Genomic DNA, 25,924 nt, shown 5'->3' on the forward strand with positions numbered 1-25,924 from the left:
ATGGTGCCGGCATAGACCGCGCCTTCGAACTGATCAACCCCCGCGGGGGCCTCATGCTCCTGCCATTGCTCGAGTTCCCCAGGATTCGTGTATAGATCTCCGCCTGGTCACGCAGGGTGATGCGCACACTGCCGTCATCCTCGTTGCACTTTCCGAGCGCTCCTCAATCTCTAGGGCGTCGCTGGGTTCATTGCAGGCAGTGGTTGCCATTAAGAGGCCAGTGCCGGCTATTGCGGTGGCAGCAGTCGGCAGCTTCGGGCGGTTCACAGTGATTGACCCTCCAGATTCTCAACGACACTCAAAATTCGGGAGCGCAGCGCCTGTGCCTCCTCGGAGAAGGCCTTCTGCCTCCGGGTGTATTCAGCGCGACCTGCTGGTTCCTCGATGCGCACCGGCTCATAGCCCCAGTCCTGCAGGTCATAGGGAGAGGCGCGCATATCCAGCTCACGGATTCGCCAGGCTAAGTCGAAACAGTCCAGCAGAAGATCACTGCTGACGGCGGGGATGAGCTTATAGGCCCATTTATAAAGGTCCATATTCGCGTGCAGACAGCCCGGCTGCTCCATCTGAATCTGGGTTTCCCTGCTGGGCTGCAGGGTATTCAACGGTTTGGCCGAAGGGGTGTAAAAGCGGAAGGCATCAAAGTGGGTGCAGCGGATATTCAGTGACTCCACCACCTCATCGGTACCCTCGGCGCCGAGCCGAAGGGAGACCTGGTCATGACGCTGACCGTGCTGAGCAGACCGGTAGACCATGGCCCACTCATGCAGGCCGAAACAGCCCAGTTGGGCAGGCCGTGCCGCGGTCTGACTGAGCAGCCTTTGGGCGAAGTCGATGATGGAGGCCCGCTCGGTGCAGAAGGCGGCGACGTCGACAGTGGCACCGCCGCTATCGGTGCCATCCGGAACTGTAGCGTAGAACTTCCAGCTGGCCTGCTCACCGGTGCCGGCGCCCTCCAATATCTGGCCCGCACCGGGATGCCAGCGCGCGAGCTGGCCGGGTTTGAAGGAGTAGTAGGTGAAGAGGAAATCCTCCACCGGATGTTTCTTGCCGGCATGGCGGCGGGCCAGGAAGTCTTCGGTGTAGCGCTGGACCTTCTGATGGTGGGCAGCGGCGCGCTCACGGTGCTCCTCGGTGGGGATAACCGTCGCGGTGGGGGAGAGGGCAGGCACAGTGTTCCTCCCTACCAGAGAGTCAAAGGACCCAGCAAAGTTTTCAGCGTTCTTCCAGATTCGACACGGAAACCTGCAGAGGGCTGGACTGGGCCTGGAGAATCGCTACACTGGGAATCGTATCTCGCACCTGAAACTTGTGGGCGACAGGATCCCGAACGGGAAACCTGTCGCCCACAAGCCGTTAACGTGCGGTTTTACCGGCCGGTGCCGGCGTAGACCTTGGCCTCCTCATCGGAGTCCAGGTCGAAAGCGGTGTGGATGGCCTGTACGGCCTTATCCATATCCTCGATATCGGTGATCACCGAGACGCGGATCTCCGAGGTGGAGATCAGCATGATGTTGATACCGGCATCGGAGAGCGCGGAGAAGAACCGGGCCGAGACTCCGGGGTGGTTACGCATACCGCCGCCGACCAGGGAGACCTTGGCCACCTGCTCGGCGAAGTCCAGGTTGTCGAAACCGATCTCTTCCTTCCGCTCCAACAGCAGGCGCTGAGCCTTATCCCCATCGGAGCCAGAGAGGGTGAAGCTGATATTGGTCTTGCCGGTGGCCACCGAGATGTCCTGGACGATCATGTCGATGTTGATCCCGGCCTCAGCGATCGGGTTGAAGACCGCGGCGGCCTTCCCGGGGGCGTCCGGGACGCCGGTGATGGTGAGCTTGCCTTCAGAGGCGTCGTGGGCGACGCCGGAGATGATGGGCTGTTCCAAGGGATCGCCTTCCTTGATGGGGACTTGATCGGTCTCTTCGGGGATAACCCAGGTGCCTTCTTTATCGGTGAAGCTGGAGCGAACATGCAGCTTCACGCCGAACCGCCGGGCGTATTCCACACTGCGCAGGTGCAGCACCTTGGTGCCGGCCGCTGCCATCTCCAACATGTCCTCACTGGAGATGGTGTCGATCTTCTGCGCATTCTTCACCACACGCGGATCGGCGGTGAAGACCCCGTCCACATCGGTGTAGATCTCGCAGACATCGGCATTCAGCGCAGCCGCCAGGGCCACGGCGGTGGTGTCGGAGCCGCCACGGCCCATAGTGGTGATGTCTTTGGATTCCCGGCTCATGCCCTGGAACCCGGCCACAATACTGATGTGTCCGTCGTCGAGGGCTTCCTGCACCCGTTTGGGGGAGACCTCGATAATTCGGGCCTTGCCGTGGATGGCGTCAGTGATCATCCCGGCCTGGGAACCGGTGAAGGACTGGGCAGTCTCACCGTGTTCATGGATGGCCATCGCCAACAGGGCCATGGACATGCGCTCGCCGGAGGAGAGGAGAATATCCATCTCCCGCAGAGGCGGGTTCTCCGTGATGTCATCGGCGAGGTCTAGGAGATCATCGGTGGTATCACCCATCGCAGAGACCACAACCACAACCTGGTTGCCGGCCTTCTTCGTCTCGACGATCCGCCGAGCCACACGTTTGATGGATTCGGCGTCCTGAACCGAGGATCCGCCGTACTTCTGGACAATAAGGCTCATAGGGGTATCTGCTCACTCCCGGTGAGAGGTTGGGGATATTGGTATCAGTCTATTAGGTGTGGGGGATTCAGCCGCGGGGTACCATCCTCAGTCTCAGACTGTGAGCTGCACTCAGTTATGACCCAGTACAGCACCGAGGAACTTCTGGGTCCGCTCATGCTCGGGATTGGTGAAGATCTTATCCGGGTGGCCCTCCTCGACCACGCGGCCGCCGTCGAACATCATGACCTTATGGCTGACATCGCGGGCGAAGCCCATCTCATGGGTGACGATCAGCATGGTCACATTCGTTGTGTCAGCAACCTCACGCAGAATATTAAGCACATCACCGACCACCTCGGGGTCCAGGGCAGAGGTGACCTCATCCAGCAGCAGGATCTCCGGATCCATAGCCAGCGCGCGGGCGATGGCCACACGCTGCTGCTGACCACCGGAGAGGCTGGTGGGATGGGCATCGGCCTTATCCGGCAGGCCCACCTGTTCCAGCAGGGAGTGGGCGTGTTCGATCGCGTCCTTCTTCGGCCGACCCAGCACGTGGATGGGTGCCTCGATGATGTTTTCCAGCACGGTCATATTGGGGAAGAGGTTGAACTGCTGGAAGACCATGCCGATCCGGGTGCGCAGCGCCTTCTGACGCTTCTTGGAGACCGGCACACGTTTGCCATTGCGCTCCTCGTGGGTCAACGGCTCGCCGTCGATGAAGATATACCCACCGGTGAGCTCCTCCAGGGTCATCACCAGGCGCAGAATCGTGGTCTTACCGGAGCCTGAGGGGCCGATCAGTGTGACGCGCTCACCGCGGCTGACCGTGAAGTTGAGGTCCTTGAGCACCACATTGTCACCGAAGCGCTTCTCAACATCGGTGAACTCGATGACCGGTGTCTCAGCCGACGACGACGGCGCGGCCTCCCTGGGTGCTGGAACAGTGGGGTCAGTGGGCGTAGGCAAGACGCTTCTCCAATCGATTGACCAGAAGGGCAGTGGGGTAGCTGGCGGCCAGGAAGATCAACCCGGCGATGGTGACCGGTTCGTTGTACCGGAAGGTGTTTCCGCCGATATCGGAAACTGCCAGGGTCACCATTTCCGCAGCACCGATGGCATAGAGGAAAGGGGTGTCCTTGAACATCGAGATCGCGTAGTTACCCAGGGACGGGATAGTCGAACGCAGTGCCTGGGGGATGACGACCTTTCGCCAAGTCCGCACTGCCGACATCGACAGGGCGGTGGTGGCCTCCCACTGGCCCTTGGGCACGGATTCGATACCCGCCCGGTAGACCTCAGACATATAGGTGGCGTAGTGGACACCGAAGACGATGACGCCGATGGTGATTGCGTCCATCCACAGGAAGGCCCAGAAGAGCAGCAGCAGCTGCACCACGATCGGGGTCATGCGGATGAAATTCGCGGTCCACCGGACGATCCAGGCCAAGGGCTTGGGGAGGACCATGATCAGGATGGCGATGATCAGACCCAATACTGCAGCGATGATCGTGCCCATGACTGTCACCAGGAGCGTGACCTGCAGGAAGGCCATGAGCATATCCGGCAGGATCTCCCAGGCGAACTCCCAATCCCAGAAGGTGGCTCCGGGCGGCTCCTCCGAGGGGGCATCAATTTCGCCAGCCAGTAGCTGATGAGGCGAGGTCATGTTGCTCATTTACTTCCCCTCCTTCGCCTGTGCTGCATCCTGCTGAACCGGTACGGCAGCATCTGGTGGTGCCGCCTTCGGATCGGGGGAGAGGATTTCTCTCAGGGAGGGGCCCCGGCCCAGTTTGTGCTTGGCTCGCGCCTCAAGAATCTGCATGAACAGGGTCAGAATCAGGGCGAGGATGAAGTAGCTGACCAATCCCACAAAGGCGTGGGAGAACCAGATATCGGTGGGTCGGCGCAGATTATCCAGCTCAAAGGTGAGGTCATTGATTCCCGGCAGGATGTAGACGATGGCGCTGCCTTTGAGCAGATGGACCCACAGATTGGTCAGTGAAGGAATCATCAGCGCCCAGGCCTGGGGGAAGATGATGCGCCGCATCTTATGCGGCCAAGACATGGACAAGGCGGTGGTGGCCTCCCACTGACCTTTCGAAACCGTGGTCAGTGATGCTCGGACTGCTTCGGCCCCGTAGGCCCCGTAGTTGATACCCAGGGCAGTGATGCCGATCAGGAAGTTATTGCGAACGAAGTCCTCGCCAGGCAGTCCCGGATTGGCCATCCAGAATAGGGGCAGGACGTAGACCATCCAGAACAGCAGCACCAGCAGGGAGATACCGCGGAAGAACTCAATGATTACGCGGGCCGGCCCGCGAACCCACAGGCTGGGTGAGCCGGCCATGAGGCCTAAGACGACTGCGACGACGAAGGCCAGAGCACCGCCGAGCAGGGTGAGTTGAATTGTGGTCAGCAGGCCGTCGATCAGACGCTCCGAGAAGTTGTTCAACGCCTCGAAGTACTGTGGCCAGTCCTCAAACCAGTCCATGGATTCTTTGCCGCTCCTTGAGCCTCAGTGTGTTGGCGGACGAAGCGGCCGACCCCCGTGGGGATCGGCCGCATCTTCGTCAGCGCGATGAAGGGATCAGTCGAGGTACTGCTCGTTCAGTGCCTCGATATCGCCCTCGCAGAGCTCTTCGGTAGTCAGCTCAGCCGGAGGAATCTCCTCGTCGGTGAAGCCGTACTCGCCGATGATGTCGAGCAGCTCGCCGCTGTCCTTCAGATCAGCCAGGACATCGTTGTACTCACCGAGCAGCTCATCGTCAGCAAAGCGGAAGACAGTGGAACCGGCCGAGACTTCATGGGCGAAGTTCTCGGTGACCTCCAGGCCGTCCATTTCGCCAGCCATAGCTTCCAGGGAGATCGCGGTCAGAGCGAACACATCAGCGCGTCCGCCTTCAACGAAGTCAACACCGTCTTCGGCACTACCCACACCTTCAGCGTCTACGCCGACCTCTTCGGCATATCCGGCCTCAACGCCTGCAGTCAGAGTGACAACCTCGATGCCGTGTTCCTCCTGGGCCTCAGCGAGGTCCTCGAAGTCGTGGACATCATAGGGGTTGCCCTCTTCGACCAGGAACGCGGTGGTGTACATGATCTCTGGCTCGGAGAAGGAGGCCTGCTCACAGCGGTCCGGAGTAATGGACATGCCTGCTGCCACCACGTCCCACTGGCCGGAGTTCAGGCCGGGGATGAGGCTGTCCCAGTCGGTGAGTTCAGCTTCAACGTCGTAGCCGAGCTGCTCGCCCAGGATCTCCTCCGTCAGCGCAAGAGCTGCACCGGTGGCTTCACCGTCATCGTCCAGCCAGGAGTAGGGCTCCTCGCCAGCGATCGCCACGGTGAGGGTCTCGCCCTCTTCAATGGTGAGTTCTTCACCCTGTTCGACGTTGGCATCCTCGTCGGATACCGCATCGCCGTTGTCGTCACCGTTGTCTCCGCCGCAGGCGGTCAGTGCCAGCAGAGCAGCACTGGAGAGTGCGCCGACACGCAGCGCGGAAGTTTTGAAACTCATCTGGTACTTACCTCAGTTTCCTCATGGTCGGTTATGCGAGTGGATACCTTTACCGGTGGTAAGACTGACGATGATCTTACGCCCGGTAAGCACGCGTATCTACCCCTACGCTATGGATAAAGCCAGGATTTACAAACTGAATCTCCTGATGGAGACGCAGATTCGACCCCTGGGATGACTTCAGGAAATTCTGGGGAAATTTAGTACCTAGGGGCGGGGATCCGCAGGATATCCACGGAGTTCGGGGGGTTGGATATCTCTGACAATTCAGCTGCAGTTTCTCTGCATCACAAGTCGATAAACTTTTCTTCGGATGCGTGGATATGCCGTGCATCCTTCCCGGAGACGGTGCCACTACGTCAAGAAAGAGGTCCCATGAGCGGCAAGAGAATTCTGATCACGACTGACTATCTCAAACCTGGGGATGAGGTTGACCAGTTCCTACGTGACCAGAGTTATGAGCCCATCTACCGGCCGATGGGAGGGGCCACCGCACAAGAACTGATCGAGGCGCTGCAGGATGTGATCGGCGCCTTGGTCGCCAATGACCCACTTACCGATGAGGTACTGTCTCAGACTCCGCAGTTGCGGGCCATTGTCCGCACCGGGGTGGGGTATGACTCAGTGGATATCGAGGCAGCTGCTCGGTATGGGATTACCGTCAGCAACCTCCCGGGCGTCAACGCGAATGCGGTAGCTGAGTACACCCTCGGGCTCATCATCGCCGCGGCCCGTCGTCTGGTGCAGTCAGCCATCGGGGTTCAAGCAGGCGGCTGGCCGCGGGAGGATGGACAGGAGCTGCGCGGGGCCACCCTGGGTCTGATCGGCTATGGGGCGATCGCCAAAGCGGTTGTTCCACTGGCCAGGGCATTTGGGATGCGGGTCCTCTGCTCAACAGGAAACCTCGAGCCTGAGCCACTGGATGGAGTCGAGTTCACGGACCTCAACACGCTGCTTGCTGCATCCGATTACGTCTCCATCCACACGGCCCTGAATGAACGTACCCGCGGGATGATCGGTGCGGAGCAGCTTCAGCTGATGAAACCTCAAGCGATCCTGATCAACACCGCCCGGGGCCCAATCGTTGACGAAAACGCCCTCAGCCACGCAGTTCAGCAGGGGCAGATCCGCGGTGCAGCCCTCGATGTCGCCTCCGAAGAGCCCCTGCCTGCGGATTCACCACTGAGAGCGCACGAGAACATCGTCGTCTATTCTCATCTTGCCGGTCAGACAGCTCAGGCGCGGGCCGCCGCGGGCTTAAAGGGCGCCCGCGAGCTCCTGGCATCCCTCAACGGCACCCCCGAGTATCCGGTGACCTCAGCTGAGTGAGGTACGGCCTTCGAAGGCCCGGCCCAGGGTCACGTCATCGGCGTATTCCAGATCCCCGCCCACGGGTAGGCCTGAGGCCAGGCGGGTGATCTTGATGCCGATCGACCCCAGCATCCGCACCAGATAGGTGGAGGTGGCTTCACCTTCCAGATTGGGGTCGGTGGCGATGATGACCTCTTGGATCGCGTCATCGGAAAGTCGGTTCAGCAGCTCCCGGATATGCAGCTGATCAGGTCCAATGCCTGCGATGGGGTTAATGGCCCCGCCGAGGACGTGATACCGGCCCCGGAACGACCGGGTGCGCTCGATGGCCATAACGTCCTTGGACTCCTCGACCACGCAGATCACCGAGGCATCCCTGCGAGTGTCCAGACAGATCCGGCACTTCGACTCCTCGGAGACGTTGAAGCAGATCTCGCAGAACTGGACCTTGTCCTTGACCGTGCGGATCGCATCAGCCAGCCGGCGCATATCCTCGGCGTCGGCCTCCAGGATATGGAAGGCCACACGCTGAGCTGACTTCGGGCCGATACCGGGAAGCCTGCCGAGCTCGTCGATCAGGTCTTGGACTGCGCCTTCATACACAATGGACCAGTTTACGGCCCAGAATCGTCCAGACGCCGCTCTTCGATCAGCACGCCATCGAGGATTTTCTCAATCGCGCGACGGCCGAAGACTCCTGAATGCTCGAGGTCGGCGTCGTCGTCGCTCGGAATGTCCTCCATCTCATCAGCCGGCGGGGGCTGCTCCGCCCAATCCGGCGGAGGTGTGGCGTCATAGTCCTCATTGGGCTCCTCTGGGGTATCCCAACTGGGCATAGCTGCCCGCGCTGCCTCAGCGGGGGAGGGGGAGGAGGGCGACGACGGCGCAGCCGGAGGCTGAGCAGGTCCACGGCGGGCGAAGGCCGGCACCACTGGTTTCTCCGGCGGTTTCTTCCGCACTGGTTCCGAGGGAGAATCCGGTGTGGGTTCCTCAGGGGCCGGTTCGGGCTCAGAATCCCAGCTTCCCCACTCTTGAGGAGGCTCAGGCTGCGGCTGCTGGGGTTCGGCCGGAGCTGAAGGCTCAGCCCGGCCTTCAGCTTTTGGGGGCGGCCCCTGGCCAGTGAGATCAAGCCGAACCTGAATCCCGACGACCTCCTGGATGGCCTCGGTGAGGGCCTGCTCCCCACCACGGTTGGTGAAGGTATTGCGGGCACCTTCATTGGTGAAGGCCAGCGAAAGGGACTGTCCGTCGAATCCGGAGACCTGCACATTGCCTTTGACCAGCATCCACAGCATGCGGGAGCGGGTCTTCATCGCCTCGACGATGTCCGGCCAGGCCTGCTGCATACGCGCGGTGTTCCCGCCGCCGGGGGGAGATTGCGAGGGCGCGGGTTTTGCTGGCGCAGGCTGAGGTGGTTGGGGTTGCTGAGTATGAGGCTGTTGGGGTTGCTGCGGCTGCTGAGGTGCCCGGTCCGGTTCGGGAGTTGGCTCTGGCTCCGGTTCCGGTTTGGCCGCTGGAGGTCCCGAGACCCCGGGGGCTGCCCAACCGGGCTCAGGATCAGGCTCGGGTGTGGGCTGGCTTTCCGGCGCAGGCTGGACCGCAGGCTTCGGTGCGGGCGGCTGGGAGGTGACCTCACTGGGTGCCTCATCAGCCGGAGTGCTGCCTGCACCTGCGGTGAAGTCCATGCGCCGCTCAAGCCGCTCCAGCCGGGCAGCGAGACTGGCCTGTCCCTGTTCTGCATGAGGCAGCAGCAGTCGAGCCATCAGCAGTTCCAAGTGCAGCCGGGGAGAGGTGGCTCCGACCATCTCAGTCAGGGCATTGGCGGTGATATCGGCAGCACGGGACAACTCGGCAGACCCAATCTGCTGAGTCTGGTTCTGCATGGTCCGGATCTGGTCCTCCGGGACCCCGCGCAGGATTGCCTGCGGGTTCTCGGGGGTGGACTTCACAATGATGAGATCCCGCAGTCGTTCCAGGAGATCCTCAACGAACCGGCGTGGATCCTGCCCGGACTGCACGACCCGATCCACCACATGGAAGGCTTTGGCTCCGTCGAGAGCGGAGACCGCATCGACGACTTCATCCAGCAGGGTGGCATGAGTGAAGCCCAGCAGCGCGACCGCCCGGTCATAATCCAGGCCCTCGGTGCCGGCACCGGCAATCAGCTGATCCAGCACCGAAAGAGTGTCTCGGACCGAACCGCCGCCAGCCCGCAGCACCAGCTGCAGCACACCCGGAGCGGTGGCGACCCCCTCCTGAGTGCATAGCCGCTCGAGGTAGTCCAACAGGGGCTCAGGCGGAACCAGCCGGAAGGGATAGTGGTGAGTACGCGAGCGGATGGTGCCGATGACCTTATCCGGCTCTGTGGTGGCGAAGATGAACTTGATATGAGCCGGGGGCTCCTCGACGATCTTCAGCAGCGCATTGAATCCGGCCGCGGTGACCATATGCGCCTCATCGATGATGAAGATCTTGTAGCGGTCCCGTACCGGAGCGAATGTGGCCCGTTCGCGCAGGTCACGTGCGTCGTCGACACCACCGTGAGAGGCGGCGTCGATCTCAATGACATCCAGCGAGCCCGGGCCGCCGGTGGCCAGATCCCGGCAGGATTCGCATTCGCCGCAGGGAGTTCCGGTCGGCCCGGCTGAGCAGTTCAGGCAACGGGCCAGGATCCGTGCCGAGGTGGTCTTACCGCAGCCGCGCGGCCCAGAGAACAGGTAAGCATGTGAGACGGCATCCTTGCTCAGAGCCGTCATCAACGGCGTAGTGACATGCTCCTGGCCGATGACATCGGCGAAGGTATCTGGCCGGTAGCGGCGGTACAGGGCGGTGCTCACCCTTAGACCTTATCGCGGTCACCCGACGCGGGCGGAACCGAGAAGATTTACGGGGAGACGATCTCGAGGGAGGGCGTCCCCATTAGGCTGACAGGATGAGCCAGGTGGTAGATCGGTTTCAGGTTATTCCGGCAGCGTATGTGCTGCTGGTTGATGAGAGTGGCCGGGTGCTGCTGACCTTCCGGCGAGGAACCGGGTATATGGATGAGCACTGGGCTTTCGGGGCCGCGGGACATGTCGAGGCGGATGAGTCCGTGTGCCAAGCCGCAGTCCGGGAGGCTCAGGAGGAGTTAGGCGTCGTCATCAGCGAAGAGGACCTCGAGCCCCTGACCGTTATGCACCGCACCCGCGGAAATGGACAGGCCATCGATGAGCGCGTGGACTTCTTCTTTACTGTCAGACAGTGGCAGGGCCTACCGCAGATCCAGGAGCCGGATAAGGCCGTGGACCTCATCTGGGCCGAACCCGCGGCCCTACCCCAGCCCCTCGTTCCGCATGAGTCCTACGTACTGGACCAATGGCTCAGGGGCACACTGAAACCGATTGAGGCCTACGGTTTCACCAGCTGGTCCTGAGATCGTCTGTGCCGGCTGATATCTGCTCAGGCGGCTTTGCGGTGTGCGCGGCTGTCTGAGGGTAGGTCGGCGTTGGGTGGGGGTAGGTATCCGTGGGATTTGAGTCGGTGATGGCGTCTACAGAGTGCCCAGAGGTTGGCCCCGGTGGTGGGTCCGGCTCTTTCGTGGGGGATCTGATGATCGAGATCGCTGCGTTCGGCTGTGATGGTGCAGCCTGGTGCCTGGCAGACCCCGTCACGGAAGATAATCGCATCCCGTAGTCGTTCGGGTGCGAACCGGCCGTTGTAAACCACGCTGAGAATGTCCCGGTCTGCCTGTTTCTTGTTCTTTTGAGTACCAGCGGTGTACCACTCATGCTCCGCCTCGGGATCAGCAGCCAGTTTCCGGATATCCGCGGCGGGGATGACGCTGGCCCGGTCGGAGCTGATGGCGGGTTCGTCTGATCCCCCGGTCAGCGTCTCTTCGGGGACCATCACGCAGATCTTGGCGGAGATGGGTGTGCTGTAGCAATGGCCATCGCGCAGACAGGCGCTGAGGAGGTCTGCCTCCCGCTGACGGATGGTCCGATCATCCACATCGGCAGCAGCGGTCTCGGGGTCGTAGTCCTGATGCCGGGCATCGAAGTCGATCGGAGTGTTCTCGTCCACTCCCACTGCGGCTGGATGAGATCCGTCGATGAGCGGCTGGTCGGAATCCTTTGGTTGTGCCCGGTTCATTCCTCGTGCTGCGGCGTGGACCTTCTTCTCGATCGCCTTAGCCTCAACAGTCGGGATGTAGAGCTCCAAGAAGCTCATGCCGTTTTCACCGTGGTAGAAGCTGGCATACCGGTGTTCCTTGGCTTCCTCGGCTGCTGCGTTGAACAGCTCCACGTCTAGTTCGGGGATACGGCGGATCACCCAGTTCTTCAACTCGGATGGGGTCTTCCCCGGAGCTATCTCGGCTAGTTCGGCATCGAGGATCTCCAGCAGGTCCTCGCGGTGGATGATGGGGCTGGTCTCTACAGCGGCCTTGCGGAGTGTGGTGAGGTTGATGGCACCGGTGCGGAAGGTTTTCCAGAACTTCGGCAGGTGCTCACGCACGTATTCAGCGTCATTGAGTACGGCGGTGGCCTGCTGGTCACTCATCCCCAACAGGACTCCGGCCTGCCGGTTGGCCTGCCGGGCATCAGCAGCTCGGATGAAGGGACTCTCACCAGTGACGGCTTTCTGCCGCGCCGCACGATGGGTGAGGAAATGCTCAATAGAGGTGGCGGTGGCGCGATTGGCATCAATGATGGATTCCCAGGCAGCTTCCATTCCCTCTTCACACATGAAGTGAGAGGCACGCTCCGGAATCTCCGGGCGAGGAAACTGCTGTTCATCCTTCATGAAACCCACGCTACCCCTGGCACCGGACATGCCCAGATACCAGGTGGCACCTGTCTAAGTGGCTGCTGTTGATCTCCATACACCCACTGTACGAAGGGGTGCGGACATGGCGATGTTCCAAGGGTTCGGACTCGCAGTGAAAACCAAAGAGTGCCCTGCCCCAAGAATGGGCCAGGGCACTCCGGACGAGGCAAAGTGTCGGGTCGTGGGAATCTATTCGGCGGAGACGAATGCCTCTTCACGATCGAACATACCCAGCCGTACCCGTACGAGACCGTCGTAATCCTCCGGCACAGCCAGGGCGATATTGCCCTCTTCGGTGCCGCCGTTGTAGAGCTCATTGAGTCCGTCGAACTCATCGGGAGCGACTGCAAGGCTGTCGAATGCCTGAATGGTCTCACCACTGCCTGTCACCCAGGCGATCTCAGTACCGAGACTAGGCATCTCGGATTCCTCTCCGGTGTAAGTGGCTGTGACATTGACCAGGATGTAGGCGTTGCCTTCTTCGGCCTCATCATTGAACTCGTTCGCCTCAGCCACGGCATCATCGGCGTCGAAAGTAACGTCATTAACGGTGAGCTCCCATTCCTCGGCGACGATGGTCTCGCCCAGGCTCAGGGGATTATCGCGAGTACCGGCGTCGCCGGAAGCATCTCCTTCGTCAGCTTCCTCTACATCATCTTCCGAGATCTCAGCAGCGGCTGCTTCGGCTTCCTCATCTGCGTCTTCAGCTTCTTCGATCTCCTCCTCATCAGAGGCCGTGTCTTCGTTGTCGGCGTCGTCGCCGTTGGCGGCCCCTGCGACCGCGGCGCCAACGCCGGAACAAAGCCCGTCCTATCCACAACACAATCGCCCGAATAACCATGTATAGACCATAACCACTGAAGCCTAGGGGTGCCTGAGCACAGAAAGGCCCCCACTCGACCGGAATAACTCCAGGTCAGGTGGGGGCCTGTTGGCGGAGGCGGGGGGATTTGAACCCCCGATCCCCGGTTAAGAGGATCCTTCATTAGCAGTGAAGTCCGTTCGGCCGCTCCGGCACGCCTCCATCGGATCAGAGACCCGATGCACCCTGCAGGCGGGAACCGCCCGCAACGCGCCTATCCAGGGTAGCGGTCACAGTCCCGCAGATCAAAGCGAATCACCTTCGGCGGGCCGGTAATGTGTCTGGGGTGAGTAATCAAGAGCACGTCATAGCAGTGATTGGAGCGGGTCCGAGGGGGACTTCCTTTCTCGAACGACTCCTGGCCCATGTGGAGCAGCAGGCAATTCGTACCCAGTCAGAACTTCCCCCACTGCGAGTCTTGGTTATTGACCCCGCGCGCCATGGCTCCGGCAAGATCTGGGATCCCGAGCAGTCGCCGCGGTACCTCATGAACACCCCCGCAAGCTTCCCCACAGCAGCACCTGCCGGTGCCACCCAGGAGGAACTCACACCATCCTCCTGCTCCACGAGCTTTCTCCAGTGGGCCAAAAAGCAGGGGCTCGCATATAACGACGGCGACTTCCCCCGCCGTGCTGACTACGGCGCCTATCTGCGCTGGCTCCATCAGGAAGCAGTCTCCGGGCTGCGAGCCAACGGGGTCTCGGTCGAAGAGATCCCTGACGAAGTCACATCCATCAGCGCCGGGAAGAACTGGTACGGCCTGCTCATGGCCCAAGGCCCGGCCCGCGAAGCCAACGCCGTCATTCTAGCCCTGGGGCATGTCCCGGCAGAACCTGCTGGCCCCGCCGCTCGGCTGAGCAGCCAGGCCCAGAAACTCGGACTGCACTATCAGGTGCCCGCCATCCCCACAGATGTGGACTACAACCGGTTCGAAGCCGGTGAGAACGTCCTGGTCCGTGGCATGGGCCTGAACTTCTTCGACCTCATGATCGAGGTCACCGCCGGACGTGGTGGGCGCTTCAAACAACACCTCTCCGGGGATCCCGGCCACCGGTTGGACTACCAGCCCTCAGGCCAGGAGCCGATCCTCATCGCAGGATCCCGCCGAGGCACCCCCTACCGCGCGAAAACGGTGGCACCGGGCTTCGTGCCCGAAGGTGTCGAGCTCACCCAACTCACCGATGAGGTCATCGAGGAGCTCATCCGCGAACATCAGCAGTTGGACTTCGCCGCCCACCTCTGGCCGCTCATCGAGGCCGATATGCAGCAGACCTACCGGCGCATCGGCGGCGACCCCCAGGCTGAGTTCAAGCTGGAGGAATTCACCAGGCCCTTCGACCACCAGTTCTTCGGCTCCGCCCAGGAGTACCAGCAGGCCATGGCTACCTGGCTAACCGAGGACGCGGCCACTGCCGCAGAAGGGGCCCAGAACCCCCAAAAGATGGCCGTAAATGCCCTGCATGCCGCCCGGCTGAAGGTCAAACACTTGGTCACCGAACGCCGGATCACCCAGACATCCCTCCTGCGCGACGTTGAAGGCTGGTTCGAAGCCACCGTGGAGGGACTGACCAGTGGCCCGCCTCTGCAGCGCATCGAGGAGCTCGCCGCCCTCGCTCGGGCCGGGATCGTCCAATTCCTGGGGCCGTCCCCGGTCTACGGTGTTGAGCATGACGAGGGGCTCTTCATCGCTGACTCCTCGGCGGTCAGCGGAGCCCGCTATACCGCCCGGTACATGATCGAAGCCATGATGCCGCCGAATCGCATAACCCAGTCCAGCGCCCCACTGGTGCGCAGCCTCCTCGAGGCAGGAACGGCCCGGCCAGCAACTTTCCGAGCCGGCGGGGAGAGCCATGTGCATAAGGGCTTCGCCGTAACTGACTCCCCCCACCGTCTGCTGACCAGTAGGGACAGCGTCGTCGAGGGTATCTACGTGCTGGGACTGCAGCTCTCCTCAGCCCAGTGGGGAACGGCCATCGCCGCTGAAGCCGGAGGTCAGATCACGACGACGGCGCGGAGCCTGGCAGATGCCGATGCCGTCGTCGTCGATATTCTCAGCCGAGCACCTTCCCGGGGTTGAGGATCCCCAGCGGATCCAGGGCCTGCTTGACCGCCAGCATCGCCGGGACAGCTGAACGGTGCTCTTTGGCCATCGAAGCCACTTTGCCGACCCCCACACCGTGCTCACCGGTGCAGGTCCCGCCCATGGCCAGGGCGCGATCCACCAGGCGTTCATTGATCTGCTTGGCCTGGGCATAGGCCTGCTCATCACCTGGTGGCAGCAGGATGGCCAGGTGGAAGTTGCCATCACCTACGTGGCCGGCGATGGGGGCGATGAGATCGGTGGTTTCGAGGTCCTTCTTGGTCTCCAGAATGCACTCGGGCAGCCGCGAGATCGGCACACAGACATCGGTGGGCAGCACCTTCGCATTCGGCACCAGGTGCTGTGAGGCCGGCAGGACGTCCGCCCTGGCCTGCCAGGTGCCCCGGACTTCCTCCGGTTCAGTGGTGGAGCTGAACTCCTCAGCGTTGAAACTGCGCGCCAACTGGGCGAACTGCGCGTAGTGAACCGGAGTCTCCGCCTCGTTACCGGTGAACTCCACGATGATGGTGTCGGCAGGTTTGGCGGTGTAGCCGTTGTACTCCTTCAGCGCGCGGATGGTCGGCGCATCGAGAAGTTCTACGCGGGTCAGTGGCAGTGAGGCGCGCAGGGCTGCAACAACCAGCTGGGCAGCGGTTTCGAGGTCGGGTAGGGACCAGACACCAACTGCGGTGCAGGCCGGAAGGGGGTGCAGGTTCACAGTGACCTCGGTGATGATCCCGAGGGTTCCCTCGGAGCCCACGAAAAGATGCGTGAGGTCATAGCCGGCTGAGGTCTTCTTCGTGGTGGAACCGGTGCGGATCACCGAGCCGTCGGCCAGCACCACGGTCAGTGCCAGCACGTTCTCCTTCAATGTCCCGTAGCGGACCGCGGTGGTGCCGCTGGCTGAAGTTGAGGCCATACCCCCGATGCTGGGATCGATGGCCGGCCCCGCGGCGAACTGCAGACCATGGGGCTCCACTGCGGCGTTGAGCTCGGACTTCAGCACCCCCGCCTCTGCAGTGGCGTACATGTCATCGGCGGCGATATCCACCACCTGGCGCATCCCGGAGACATCGATGCAGATGCTCCCGGCGGTGGTGTTGGCCCCGCCTTCCAGGCCCGTGCCTGAGCCGCGGGGGACCACGGGTGTCTGATGCTCATGGCAGATGCGCACCGCGGTGGCGACATCCTCGGTGCTGGTAGCCCTCACCGCCGCCTGAGGCAGCTCCCAGCCGTGGTGGGAGCGGTCATGGGACAGTGGCTCGAGGTCCTCGGCCGCAGTGAGAACTTTGTCTCCCAGGGCGGAGATCAGGGCTTGTACGACGCCGTCGTCGCGGGTTTCAGGGGTTTCAGAAGAAGTCGCCATCCACTTCAAATTATCACCGCAACTGCGAGATCAGTTGAGCACGATTAGTGGTCCCCGTTTTCCGCAGCAGCTTGGAGATATGGAACTTCACAGTATGTTCCGAGATGTCGAGGTGCTGGGCGATTTGGGCATTGCGCAGACCCTCTCTTAGGCAGTCGAGTACCTGCTTCTCGCGGTCGGAGAGGTTAGTGAGTTCATGCAGCGGCGTAGGGGTCGGGGGTGGATCCAACGGGATGGTGATCCCCAGTTCGGTGCCCCATCCTGGGGTGGAATCCACCTCCAGTTTTCCCCCTAAGGCGGATACATGTTCGGCAATCGGCCGGAGGGTATCGTCATGGGCGCGCAGCTCACCCTTGCCGTCGTCGCGGATGCCGATCAGCAGATTGAGGCCATCGCAATCCCAATGAATCCGTACCCGTTGAGCCTCAGCCGTATTGGTAAATGAGAGAACTGCATTGCGCACAATCGCGCGGGCAGCTTGGGCGACATCACCGGGCAGTGCGCGGCCGTTCTCGGGGGGTTCGACAAATTCAACCTCGAGCTGTCCAAAGCGCACCAGGGGTTTCAAGTCGTTCTTCAGCCGGGCGAAGGCCCCCACCACAGGCTCTAAGAGGTCGTCTCGGCGCTCATCGGAATCAGTTCGCAGTTGCACTAACGCGGTAGCTGCAATGTGAATGGCCGTTTCCCGGGCCGCGCGGTCCTCAAGACGGTTGGAGCGCAGTGTTGCAAGCAGGGACTCCAGGGTGACCGCGTAACGGTCTGACTGTTCGGACAGCGCCCGAGCATGGGCTGAGAGCTGGATTCGCGCATCCTGTGGAGCTGGCTCAGGGGGAGTCATAGTCGTCAGAGTAACCGCAAAGTACTACCCGAAGGTATAGCCCTATACGAACGGCTAGCCCACCTACCCATTCCGGGTAGTGACGTGCATCACTGTGCGGAAGATGATCGAAGGGTGATTGAAAAGCATAGTTTCCACTCCTCGTTGAGCCAGATTCGTGACGAACTCTCCCGAACACTGGCCACTATCTGTCAGGACCAACAAGAAGCTTTAGAGCAGATGGCCGAGATGATCGGCGGTGCTGAACGCATCTTCGTGCTCGGCGCCGGGCGCTCGGGCTTAGCTCTCCAAATGACAGCGATGCGGCTCATGCACCTGGGAAAGGAGGCTTATGTCGTTGGGGAAACCACCACACCGGCCATTCGGGGAGGGGATGTGCTCCTCACCGCCTCTGGCTCCGGCACGACCGGGAGTGTGGTCCGTGCGGCGGAGCAAGCCCGGGGTGCCGGGGCAACTGTCGTCTGTTTCACAGCCCGGCAGCATTCTCCCTTGGGGGAGCTCGCTGCTGCCGCCGTGCTGATCCCCGCGGCTGAGAAGCTGGACCGTTCTGGGGCTGCGTCAGCCCAGTATGCCGGCAGCCTCTTCGAGCAGGCCGTGGTGATTGCCGGGGACGCCTTGTTCCATGCCCTGTGGCAGCGCAGCGGGCGCAGCGCCGACGAGCTGTGGCCTCGCCACGCCAATATCGAGTAACACTTCCCAGAGTTTTCCCTAGCCCCAGTAGGAATCGATCGTAAGGAATCATCAACAATGAAGATTCAATTTGCCATGGACACTTTGACCACCGAGCAGGCTCTGGAGTGGGCAAGTCAGGCTGCCCCGCATGTAGACATCCTTGAGCTCGGTACCCCGCTGATTAAAAGTGCGGGGCTTTCCGCGGTGACCGCGGTCAAGAAAGCTCATCCGGATAAAACTGTCTTTGCGGATATGAAAACTATGGATGCTGGGGAGCTTGAGGCGGATATCGCATTCAAAGCAGGTGCAGATTTAGTGACAATTCTGGGCACCGCGGATGACTCCACCATCGTTGGTGCTGTTCAAGCTGCCCGGGCTCACAGCAAAGGGATTGTGGTCGACCTCATCGGTGTGAGGGATAAGGCCGCTAGGGCAAGGGAGGTGGTGAAACTCGGCGCAGAATTTGTGGAGATGCACGCCGGTCTGGATGAGCAGGCTCAAGAGGGGTACTCCCTGGATGGCCTTCTGGAGGCGGGCAGAACTGCCCAGGTTCCGTTCTCTGTAGCGGGTGGGGTGAAGGATTCCTCAATTGGTGCAGTGAAGGATGCCGGGGCTCAGATTGCGGTAGCCGGAGGCTTTATCTATTCCGCTAACGATGTTGGAAGCGCAGCCAAGAAGTTGCGTGAAGCCATCGCTTGAAAACTCTCCGGGGCGCGGAAGCGAAGCGCTTCTCCCTGGTCATGGCCAGAACCCCTGTGTGCTTGCGGAATGGGGTTACCTACCGATCGGTCGGTAAGTCTGCTACAGTCCCTCATGCGGTGGCCTGAGTCACACACTCTTGTGTGCCCAGTCACCCATAGTTGTGATTCGCATCCCATACCACGTGTCAATGGAGGCACAATGAGCCAGCAGGCCTACCTCAGTAAAGAGGGCCATGAGTTGACCCGCGAGGAGAAGAAAGTCCTCGCCGGTACCCTCGTGGGAACCACTATCGAGTGGTACGACTTCTTCATCTACGCCCAGGCTGCCGGGTTCGTCCTGGCAGTGCTGTACTTCGAGCCCCTGGGGGAGGAGAACGCTGCCCTGGCCCAGATCGTGGCATGGGCCTCCATCGGTATCTCCTTCCTGTTCCGTCCGCTCGGGGCGATCATTGCCGGTTTCCTGGGCGATAAATTCGGCCGAAAACTTGTCCTAGTCATCACTCTGATGGGTATGGGTGGTGCGACAGTGCTGATCGGTCTGCTGCCCACCTACGCCACCTGGGGCCTGGCCGCACCGATCCTGCTGATCGTCCTGCGCATCCTCCAGGGGCTCTCCGCTGGTGGTGAGTGGGGCGGCGCTGCCCTGCTGTCGGTGGAGCATGCTCCCCGCCATAAGCGCGGTCTGTTCGGTATGTACCCGCAGATCGGTGTGCCCCTGGGCATGCTGCTGGCCACCGGGTTCATGTTCGGTCTCAACGCGATCCTCACCGAGGAGCAGTTCCTGGAGTGGGGCTGGCGTGTGCCGTTCCTGTTCTCCTTCGTGCTGATCGTCGTCGGTTACCTCATCCGTCTGAAGGTCGAGGAGTCTCCGGTCTTCACCGAGATGAAGGACCGGAAGAAGGAATCCTCGGCTCCGCTGAAGGAACTGGTCACCACGCATAAGAAGTACACCTTCCTGGCAGCTCTGATCTTCGCGGCCAATAACGCTGCCGGTTACCTCGTGATCGCCTTCTTCGCCTCCTACGGTGCCGCGGAGCTGGGCATGTCCCGCACCGAGACGCTGATCGCCTCGCTGATCGGCGGTGTCGGCTGGTTCATCTTCACCATGTTCGGCGGTTGGGTCTCCGACCGGATCGGACGTGTGCGGACCTTCCAGATCGGTTACGCGATCATCATCGTCTGGGCAGTGCCGATGTGGTTCATGCTCGACACAGCTTCGCTGCCGCTGTTCGCCCTGGCGATCTTCATCCTCACCATCGGTCTGGGTCCCTCCTATGGTCCGCAGTCGGCGCTGTACGCGGAGATGTTCCCGGTCTCCATCCGGTTCTCCGGCGTCTCCATCGGCTACGCCCTGGGCTCGATCATCGGTGGTGCCTTCGCCGCAACTATCGCCCAGGCCATCCTGGACACTACGGGTCAGTCCTGGCTGATCGGTGTGTACATCGGCGGCCTGGCGATCATCTCCTTCATCGCCGTGTCGATGGTTCCGAAGAACCTGCAGGGCATCAACCTGCACGACGACTCTGAGCGCACCGAGCTCTCGAAGCCCAAGGTCAAAGAAATGGCCTAAAAGCGCCTGAAATAACGACGGCGGCGGGGGCCGCCTCTTGCAGGCAGGCTCCCGCCGCCGTCGTTATTTCTGTCAGTAGAAAGAACGCAGCAGGGTCTCTTTGGCCTCATTGAGATGTGACTGCATCCCCTGGCGGGCCCGGTCAGGGTCACCGGCGATGATGGCATCGAGGATCTTCCGGTGGGCATTCAACTCGACATGGGAGACCACATGCTCCCGGACAGGTTTGAACACATAGTGCAACCGCGTGGTCTCGTCGAAGTAGTTGCGCAGCAGACGTAGAGCGCGGTCGTTCTTCGAGACCCGGGCGATCAGCCAGTGGAATTCAGTGGCTCCGGCCAGGCGCTCCTGAAAATCATGTGTGGCCTCATGCTGACGTTGCAGGGCAGCCTCCAGATCTTCGATGAGCAGTTGGTTGCGCTCGAGTGCGGCTATTCCGGTCAGCTGGGGTTCGATATAACTGCGCAGCGCCATCATATGCCCAATATCGTTGATCCCCACCGGTCGCACCATATAACCGCGGCGCGGAAACACCGTGACGAAATCTTCGATCAACAGCGTCTGCAGAGCCTCCCTGACCGGGGTCTTGGACACCCCGAACCGGGCAGCGATCTCCGACTCGCGGATAACGCCACCCGGTTCCAGTTCTGCGGTGATGACCTCCCGTCGCAGCTGACTCAGCACGCGTTGGGTGGCCGAAACCGGTAAGAACGCTTCAGCTGAGACTCCGTGGGGCGGGTCCACGGATGATTCAGCCGGCACTGGGATCACCGACCATTCAGGTAGAAGTCAGCCAGTTCGCCGTCGATGTCGTTCTCGGCGAGAGCTTCTTCGATGGTCCCATCCTCATGGGCGCGCTCATAGTAGTCATCAATGGCTTCAGTGAGTTCCGGAACATCCTTGGTGTGGGGCCAGTTGTTCTCGAAGAGCTGCGTCAGCTCGGGGTGGTCGGGGTCTTCATCGGGAATTATGGTGACGTAGTCCTCGTCCTGTTCGCTGAAGTTGAATCCCTGCATGGACTGCCATCCGATGGCATCGATCCGGCCGGCTCGCAGATCTTCGAAGGCATTGGTATCGGACTGGTACTCCTCAACCATGTCTGCTCCGAAGGCCTCCCGCAGCGGTTCCACATACGTGGAGCCGGAGAGCGTGCCCACTCGGATGCCTTCCATCTCATCGACTGATTCAAAAGAGTCATCCACATGGGAGGTGAAGCCGACTGTCTCATAGATGATGTAACCCTCTGCCTGACCGAAGACCTCTCCGCGCTCCTCGGTCTTGAGGATGAGGCCGCCGAAGAGATCCGAATTACCTTCACTGAGATCTAGTTGGGCGGCAGCCCCGGTCATGGGTTTGAAGTTCACCTCCAGGCAGTTCTCTGCCGCGAACTCGGTGATCAGGATCGCGTCGATGCCCTCGAAGGGACCGCTGTCTGAGAGCGCGTGGAACTTCGGCGGGGCATTCATCGCCGCAACTTCCAAGACGCCCTCTTCAAGAGTGGGGAACTCGTGGAGGGGTTCGCAGTCCTCGTCGATCTCAGGGGCCTCGACGGCGCCGTTGTCACCACCGCAGCTGGTGATCACCAGTGCCGCAGCGCCAAGACTGGCGATTGTGGCGATTCCGCGCTTACGGAAATTTGATCGGATATCCATTGTTTTCTCCTTTGAATCAGGATTGGTGCTTATCGTGCGAGTGCAGGGCTTTTGGAAGTTTTGTCATCGGTCTTGCCCTTCAGGCGTTTGCGGGCGGAGCCGGATCGGCGGCGTGAGGCCTTGCCGGTGATGCGTTGAACCCGCCGGTCGGCCAGAATTTCCATCCAGGACAGCAGCGAGGTCACCACCAGGTAGAGGGCCGCGGCGACCATCAGGGGCTCCAGGACTCGGAAATCGGTCATGCCGATTGAATAGGCTGAGCCCAACAGCTCCCTGGCGCCGATGGCATAGGCCAGGGCTGTTCCCTGGAAGGTGATGATGGCAATGCCGATAATCGGCGGGACCACCACGTTGAGCACATGCGGAATGATCACCCGGGTGGTGATCTGTACACGGGTGAATGCCAATGACTGGGCCGCTTCCAGCTGGCCTTTGGGCACAGAGGCGATTGCGGCCCTGAAAATCTCGGCAGCGTAGGCAGCACTGGTCAGTCCGAAGGCGATCACCACGGAGGTGAACCTGCCTACGACCAGGAAGTTGGTCAGGCCAAAATAGACCAGGTAAAGCGTCAGCAGGGCGGGGAATCCGCGGAAGATCTCAACAAAGATGACGACGACGATGCGCAGCCAGCGCTGTTGAGAGTTCAAGGCCATACCGGCCAGGAAGCCCAGGGGCAGGCCTACCGCCAGACAGGCTAGGGCCATGTAGATACTGGTGCGCAGTCCCGGCAGGAGGTCCACTGCGAGGTCGAGGTAGTTCTCCATCAGCTGGCCACCCCCGTGGTGCTGCGCATGACTCGGGCGTCCAGCCAGCGGGCAAAGAGTCCCACCGGAATAGTGAACAGAAGGTACACGATGCCGATGGTCAGGAAGGCCACCAGGGGGTTCACGCCGACCTGTGAGGCGTTATATGCGTAGAAGACCATTTCATTGGCCCCGATGATGGAGGCAATGGCGGTGTTCTTCAGCAGGGTGATGGAGTAGGCAGCGGTGGAAGCTAGCATCACAGGTAATGCCTGAGGCAGGATCACCCGGAACAGAGTGTCACGCAGGTTCATGCCAACGGAGGCGGCGCCTTCCCACTGGCCGGTGGGAACTGCATCCAGGCCGGCGCGGATGCTGTCTCCGATATAGGCGGAGTTCACGACTCCCAGGCCGACGATGGCTGCATAGACCGGAACCTCGGAGATGATCCCCAGGGAGAGGCCGAAATAGATGATGATCAGCCAGGCCACAGGAGGAATCCCTCGGGCGATCCATGCCCAGATGCCTCCGATAAAGCGCAGCAGCAGGTTGTCTGAGCGCCGCAGGATGGCCACCGGAACGGCCAGGATGACGGAGAGCAGAAAGGCCCCAACCCAGATCTGCAGGGTGATCATCAACCCCTCGATGACATAGCTTGAGTCAAGCATCAGACGACCCCGGATACTGCCTTGACGAAGCGGTGGATCCGCTCATGGGGTGGATCAACGAGCATCTCCTGTGGTGTGCCGGTGGCCAGGGCCTCACCGTCGGCGATGAACATCACTCGATCGGCCGCCTGCTGGGCGAACTGAATCTCGTGAGTGACCATCAGCATGGTCATTCCCGCTTCAGCCAGTTCCTTCATCACCTTCAGCACCTCCACCCGCATTTCGGGGTCGATGGCGCTGGTGGGTTCGTCGAAGAGAATGACTTCGGGGTCCATCGCCAAGGACCGTGCAATGGCCACCCGTTGCTGCTGGCCGCCGGAGAGCTGACTGGGATGTTTCTGCATATGGTCTTGCAGACCGACCCGCTCTAGTTGTTCCTCGGCGCGCTTCCTGGCGGCGTTCTTGTCGCGACCGAGGACGAGTTTCTGGGCCAGGGCGACATTCTCCAGCGCGGTGTGGGTGGCGAAGAGGTTGAAGGACTGGAAGACCATCCCCACCCGGCGCCGCAGCGCCCTGACAGAGGATGCGGAGGTGCGTCTGTCGGCGTCGAAAACGCGCTCACCCTGTAGGTCCAGGGTTCCAGCGTCGGGGAGCTCCAAGAGATTGAGGCAACGAATGAATGTGCTTTTCCCGGAGCCGCTGGGGCCGATGATGGCGATGTGCTCGCCCTTATGCACATCGGCACTGATCCCTTTGAGAACTTCCTTACCGCCGAAGCTCTTGTGGATCTCACGAGCGGAGAGGGCGATACCGCTATGTGTTGGGACTGTCATGGGACATCAATTCCTGTCTTCGACTGGAAGGGCATGGCGGAGAAAATCGAAATCGCAGCCGTGCTCGGCCTGCAGGACATGTTCGGCATGGAGTTTCGCGAATCCCCGAATGGGTTTCGGCGGTGGTGCGTAGGGAGCGCGGGCGGCAAATTCCTCGGGGTCGACTCCGTGGTCAATGCGCCCGTTCTCAGCGTCGAGGGTGATTTCATCGCCATCGCGCAGATACGCCAAAGGGCCGCCGACGGCAGCCTCGGGGGAGGTGTGGAGGACCACTGCTCCAGTGGAGGTGCCGCTCATCCGGGCATCAGAGATGCGGACCATGTCCCTGACGCCCTGTTTATGCAATTTGGTGGGAATCGGAATATGCCCCACCTCAGGCATACCCGGGGCGCCTACAGGTCCGAGGCCCCGCAGCACGAGGATGCTGTCCGGGGTCACCTCGAGATCTGGGTCATCAATGCGGGCATTGAGGTCTTCCAAGCCGTTGAAGACCACAGCTTTTCCGCGGTGTTTGAACAGCGTAGGATCGCCGACTCCAGCAGTCTTGAGAACTGCGCCTCCGGGAGCCAGGTTTCCCTGCAGCATGACCAACGGCCCCCGGGGGCTCAGAGGGTGGTCGCGTTCGGCAATAGCCGGATTCGCAGCAGGAAGTGTCTCAGCAAGTACATCGCCTAAGGTCCCGCCCTGGGCAGTGAGTGTTTCCAAGTGAAGGAGGTCTTGGATACGGTGCAGCACAGCGGCCACCCCTCCGGCCGCATCCAACTCTGGGAGTGTGCACACCCCACCCGGGCGCACATTAGCCAGATGCGGAGTCTGCGCGGACCAGCGACGGAAATTCTCGACCCCGATCTGTAGGCCCGCCCGGCCGGCAATTGCCTCTAGATGGATCACGGTATTGGTCGAGCCGCCCAGGGCCGTGACGGTTCGGAAGGCGTTCTCCAGCGAGGCCATGGAAATCAGCGCCTGGGGAGACTGGTTGCGCTGAACAGCGTGGACGGCTTCAAAGCCGGTTCGGTAGGCGATATCGCGACGTTTCTGCGCCGCGGCCTCCGCTAAGGCACTGCCAGGGAGGGCGAAGCCGAGAACCTCAGCCACGGCAGCCATGGAGCTGGCCGTGCCCATGACATTGCAAGTGCCGACCCCCGTGTTGAGGTTCCCTTCGAATTCCTCCCATTCCTGGTCATCTACCTCGCCTGCCCGGTGGCGGTCGAAGAAGTCCCAGGCATCGTCAACGGTGAAGGGCTCCTGTCCTCGGTGGCAGGAGACTGGCCTGGGGCCAGCTGTAACCATCAGGGAGGGCTTATTAGCGCTCACCGCTCCCATGATCTGGGCCGGCACTGTCTTATCGCAGCCGCCCATTAAGACCACGCCATCAATGGGCGCGGTGGTCACTGCTTCCTCAATATCCATGGACATCAAGTTCCGCAGATACATGGAGGTGGGCCGGGTGTAGGGCTCTGAGATCGAGATCGTGGGGAACTCAAGAGCGAGACCACCGGCGTCCCGGACGCCTCGTTTGACATGGTCAATGAGGTCGGAGAGTCCCTTATTGCAGGGGTTCAGATCCGAGGTGCTGTTGGCGATGCCGATAACGGGAGTGCGGCGGACATCGTCATAGCTGAATCCTCCGCCACGGAGGAATGCCCGGTGCAGCAGCCCATCCTGCCCTTCTGCGGTGAAGAGCCGACCTCCGGCACTGCTGACGTCGCGTTGCGACATATAACCCCTCAGTGTGA

General features: G+C 61.3%; 24 protein-coding genes and 1 tRNA gene. 6 read left to right on the forward strand and 19 right to left on the reverse strand.

What is annotated here, in order from left to right; translation table 11 throughout:
• Positions 1–263 precede the first annotated feature (263 nt).
• The 6 genes from HGQ17_RS04205 to HGQ17_RS04230 all read right to left on the reverse strand — a co-directional run bounded on the left by HGQ17_RS04205 (position 264) and on the right by HGQ17_RS04230 (position 6,149).
• Positions 264–1,172 (reverse strand): 3-methyladenine DNA glycosylase, encoded by a 909-nt coding sequence (locus HGQ17_RS04205; protein WP_324615177.1) that lies wholly within the window; start codon positions 1,170–1,172, stop codon positions 264–266.
• A gap of 197 nt (positions 1,173–1,369) precedes the next feature.
• Positions 1,370–2,653 carry an aspartate kinase gene (locus HGQ17_RS04210; RefSeq protein WP_168886703.1) on the reverse strand — a complete coding sequence of 428 codons (1,284 nt, stop codon included), beginning with the start codon at positions 2,651–2,653 and terminating at the stop codon, positions 1,370–1,372.
• A 111-nt stretch (positions 2,654–2,764) separates the two neighbouring features.
• Entirely contained in the window at positions 2,765–3,601 is an 837-nt protein-coding gene (ehuA, locus tag HGQ17_RS04215; RefSeq protein ID WP_168886704.1) for an ectoine/hydroxyectoine ABC transporter ATP-binding protein EhuA, read from the reverse strand.
• Positions 3,585–4,193 (reverse strand): amino acid ABC transporter permease, encoded by a 609-nt coding sequence (locus HGQ17_RS04220; RefSeq protein WP_407670745.1) that lies wholly within the window; start codon positions 4,191–4,193, stop codon positions 3,585–3,587. The genes ehuA and HGQ17_RS04220 overlap by 17 nt, the downstream gene beginning before the upstream one ends.
• Positions 4,194–4,310: 117 nt before the next feature.
• Positions 4,311–5,126, reverse strand: a complete 816-nt coding sequence (locus HGQ17_RS04225) for an amino acid ABC transporter permease (protein WP_168886705.1) — start codon at positions 5,124–5,126, stop codon at positions 4,311–4,313.
• 96 nt (positions 5,127–5,222) lie between these two features.
• Entirely contained in the window at positions 5,223–6,149 is a 927-nt protein-coding gene (locus tag HGQ17_RS04230; RefSeq protein ID WP_168886706.1) for a transporter substrate-binding domain-containing protein, read from the reverse strand.
• Between the two features lie 375 nt (positions 6,150–6,524).
• On the opposite strand from HGQ17_RS04230, the gene HGQ17_RS04235 reads away from it, so the two are divergent.
• Positions 6,525–7,478: a phosphoglycerate dehydrogenase gene (locus tag HGQ17_RS04235; RefSeq protein WP_168886707.1), complete on the forward strand. Its 954-nt coding sequence runs from the start codon at positions 6,525–6,527 to the stop codon at positions 7,476–7,478.
• Here HGQ17_RS04235 and recR read toward each other — a convergent pair.
• Together recR and HGQ17_RS15480 are read right to left on the reverse strand one after the other, a co-directional pair.
• Positions 7,467–8,063, reverse strand: coding sequence for a recombination mediator RecR (gene recR / locus HGQ17_RS04240; protein WP_168886708.1), 597 nt, complete (start codon positions 8,061–8,063; stop codon positions 7,467–7,469). The genes HGQ17_RS04235 and recR overlap by 12 nt on opposite strands.
• Positions 8,064–8,074: 11 nt before the next feature.
• Entirely contained in the window at positions 8,075–10,297 is a 2,223-nt protein-coding gene (locus tag HGQ17_RS15480; RefSeq protein WP_168886709.1) for a DNA polymerase III subunit gamma and tau, read from the reverse strand.
• Positions 10,298–10,392: 95 nt separating this feature from the next.
• On the opposite strand from HGQ17_RS15480, the gene HGQ17_RS04250 reads away from it, so the two are divergent.
• Complete coding sequence (locus HGQ17_RS04250; protein ID WP_168886710.1) at positions 10,393–10,872, forward strand: NUDIX domain-containing protein; 480 nt, start codon at positions 10,393–10,395, stop codon at positions 10,870–10,872.
• Positions 10,873–10,898: 26 nt separating this feature from the next.
• Here HGQ17_RS04250 and HGQ17_RS04255 read toward each other — a convergent pair whose 3' ends face one another.
• From HGQ17_RS04255 to HGQ17_RS04265, 3 genes are all read right to left on the reverse strand, one after another.
• A complete protein-coding gene (locus HGQ17_RS04255; RefSeq protein ID WP_168886711.1) occupies positions 10,899–12,239 on the reverse strand; it encodes an HNH endonuclease signature motif containing protein in 1,341 nt (446 codons plus the stop codon).
• Positions 12,240–12,452: 213 nt separating this feature from the next.
• Positions 12,453–12,779: a hypothetical protein gene (locus HGQ17_RS04260; protein WP_168886712.1), complete on the reverse strand. Its 327-nt coding sequence runs from the start codon at positions 12,777–12,779 to the stop codon at positions 12,453–12,455.
• A 416-nt stretch (positions 12,780–13,195) separates the two neighbouring features.
• A tRNA-Ser gene (locus HGQ17_RS04265) sits at positions 13,196–13,287 on the reverse strand.
• Between the two features lie 151 nt (positions 13,288–13,438).
• Between HGQ17_RS04265 and HGQ17_RS04270 the strand changes: the two genes are divergently transcribed.
• On the forward strand, positions 13,439–15,202 hold the full coding sequence (locus tag HGQ17_RS04270) for an FAD/NAD(P)-binding protein (protein ID WP_324615183.1): 1,764 nt from the start codon (positions 13,439–13,441) through the stop codon (positions 15,200–15,202).
• On the opposite strand, the gene HGQ17_RS04275 is transcribed toward HGQ17_RS04270, so the two are convergent.
• Positions 15,177–16,571, reverse strand: coding sequence for an FAD-binding oxidoreductase (locus tag HGQ17_RS04275; protein WP_168886714.1), 1,395 nt, complete (start codon positions 16,569–16,571; stop codon positions 15,177–15,179). The genes HGQ17_RS04270 and HGQ17_RS04275 overlap by 26 nt on opposite strands.
• Positions 16,572–16,584: 13 nt before the next feature.
• Entirely contained in the window at positions 16,585–17,409 is an 825-nt protein-coding gene (locus HGQ17_RS04280) for a LuxR C-terminal-related transcriptional regulator (RefSeq protein WP_168886715.1), read from the reverse strand.
• Positions 17,410–17,553: 144 nt separating this feature from the next.
• Here HGQ17_RS04280 and hxlB point away from each other — a divergent pair, with 144 nt between their 5' ends.
• The 3 genes from hxlB (at position 17,554) to HGQ17_RS04295 (ending at position 20,352) form a co-directional block, all read left to right on the forward strand.
• Positions 17,554–18,099, forward strand: a complete 546-nt coding sequence (gene hxlB, locus HGQ17_RS04285; protein WP_211090413.1) for a 6-phospho-3-hexuloisomerase — start codon at positions 17,554–17,556, stop codon at positions 18,097–18,099.
• A 57-nt stretch (positions 18,100–18,156) separates the two neighbouring features.
• Positions 18,157–18,780: a 3-hexulose-6-phosphate synthase gene (gene hxlA / locus HGQ17_RS04290; protein ID WP_168886717.1), complete on the forward strand. Its 624-nt coding sequence runs from the start codon at positions 18,157–18,159 to the stop codon at positions 18,778–18,780.
• Positions 18,781–18,981: 201 nt separating this feature from the next.
• On the forward strand, positions 18,982–20,352 hold the full coding sequence (locus HGQ17_RS04295; RefSeq protein WP_168886718.1) for an MFS transporter: 1,371 nt from the start codon (positions 18,982–18,984) through the stop codon (positions 20,350–20,352).
• A 72-nt stretch (positions 20,353–20,424) separates the two neighbouring features.
• Here HGQ17_RS04295 and HGQ17_RS04300 read toward each other — a convergent pair whose 3' ends face one another.
• Genes HGQ17_RS04300 through HGQ17_RS04325 form a run of 6 tightly spaced genes read right to left on the reverse strand, consistent with a single transcriptional unit; the run spans position 20,425 to position 25,907 of the window.
• Positions 20,425–21,114, reverse strand: a complete 690-nt coding sequence (locus tag HGQ17_RS04300) for a GntR family transcriptional regulator (protein ID WP_168886719.1) — start codon at positions 21,112–21,114, stop codon at positions 20,425–20,427.
• 5 nt (positions 21,115–21,119) lie between these two features.
• Positions 21,120–22,004 carry a substrate-binding periplasmic protein gene (locus HGQ17_RS04305; RefSeq protein ID WP_168886720.1) on the reverse strand — a complete coding sequence of 295 codons (885 nt, stop codon included), beginning with the start codon at positions 22,002–22,004 and terminating at the stop codon, positions 21,120–21,122.
• Between the two features lie 29 nt (positions 22,005–22,033).
• On the reverse strand, positions 22,034–22,768 hold the full coding sequence (locus HGQ17_RS04310) for an amino acid ABC transporter permease (RefSeq protein ID WP_168886721.1): 735 nt from the start codon (positions 22,766–22,768) through the stop codon (positions 22,034–22,036).
• Entirely contained in the window at positions 22,768–23,415 is a 648-nt protein-coding gene (locus tag HGQ17_RS04315; protein ID WP_168886722.1) for an amino acid ABC transporter permease, read from the reverse strand. The genes HGQ17_RS04310 and HGQ17_RS04315 overlap by 1 nt, the downstream gene beginning before the upstream one ends.
• Complete coding sequence (locus HGQ17_RS04320; RefSeq protein ID WP_168886723.1) at positions 23,415–24,188, reverse strand: amino acid ABC transporter ATP-binding protein; 774 nt, start codon at positions 24,186–24,188, stop codon at positions 23,415–23,417. The genes HGQ17_RS04315 and HGQ17_RS04320 overlap by 1 nt, the downstream gene beginning before the upstream one ends.
• A 6-nt stretch (positions 24,189–24,194) precedes the next feature.
• Positions 24,195–25,907, reverse strand: coding sequence for a dihydroxy-acid dehydratase (locus HGQ17_RS04325; RefSeq protein WP_168886724.1), 1,713 nt, complete (start codon positions 25,905–25,907; stop codon positions 24,195–24,197).
• Positions 25,908–25,924: the final 17 nt, after the last annotated feature.

The organism is Nesterenkonia sedimenti (genome assembly GCF_012641515.1).
GTDB lineage: Bacteria > Actinomycetota > Actinomycetes > Actinomycetales > Micrococcaceae > Nesterenkonia > Nesterenkonia sedimenti.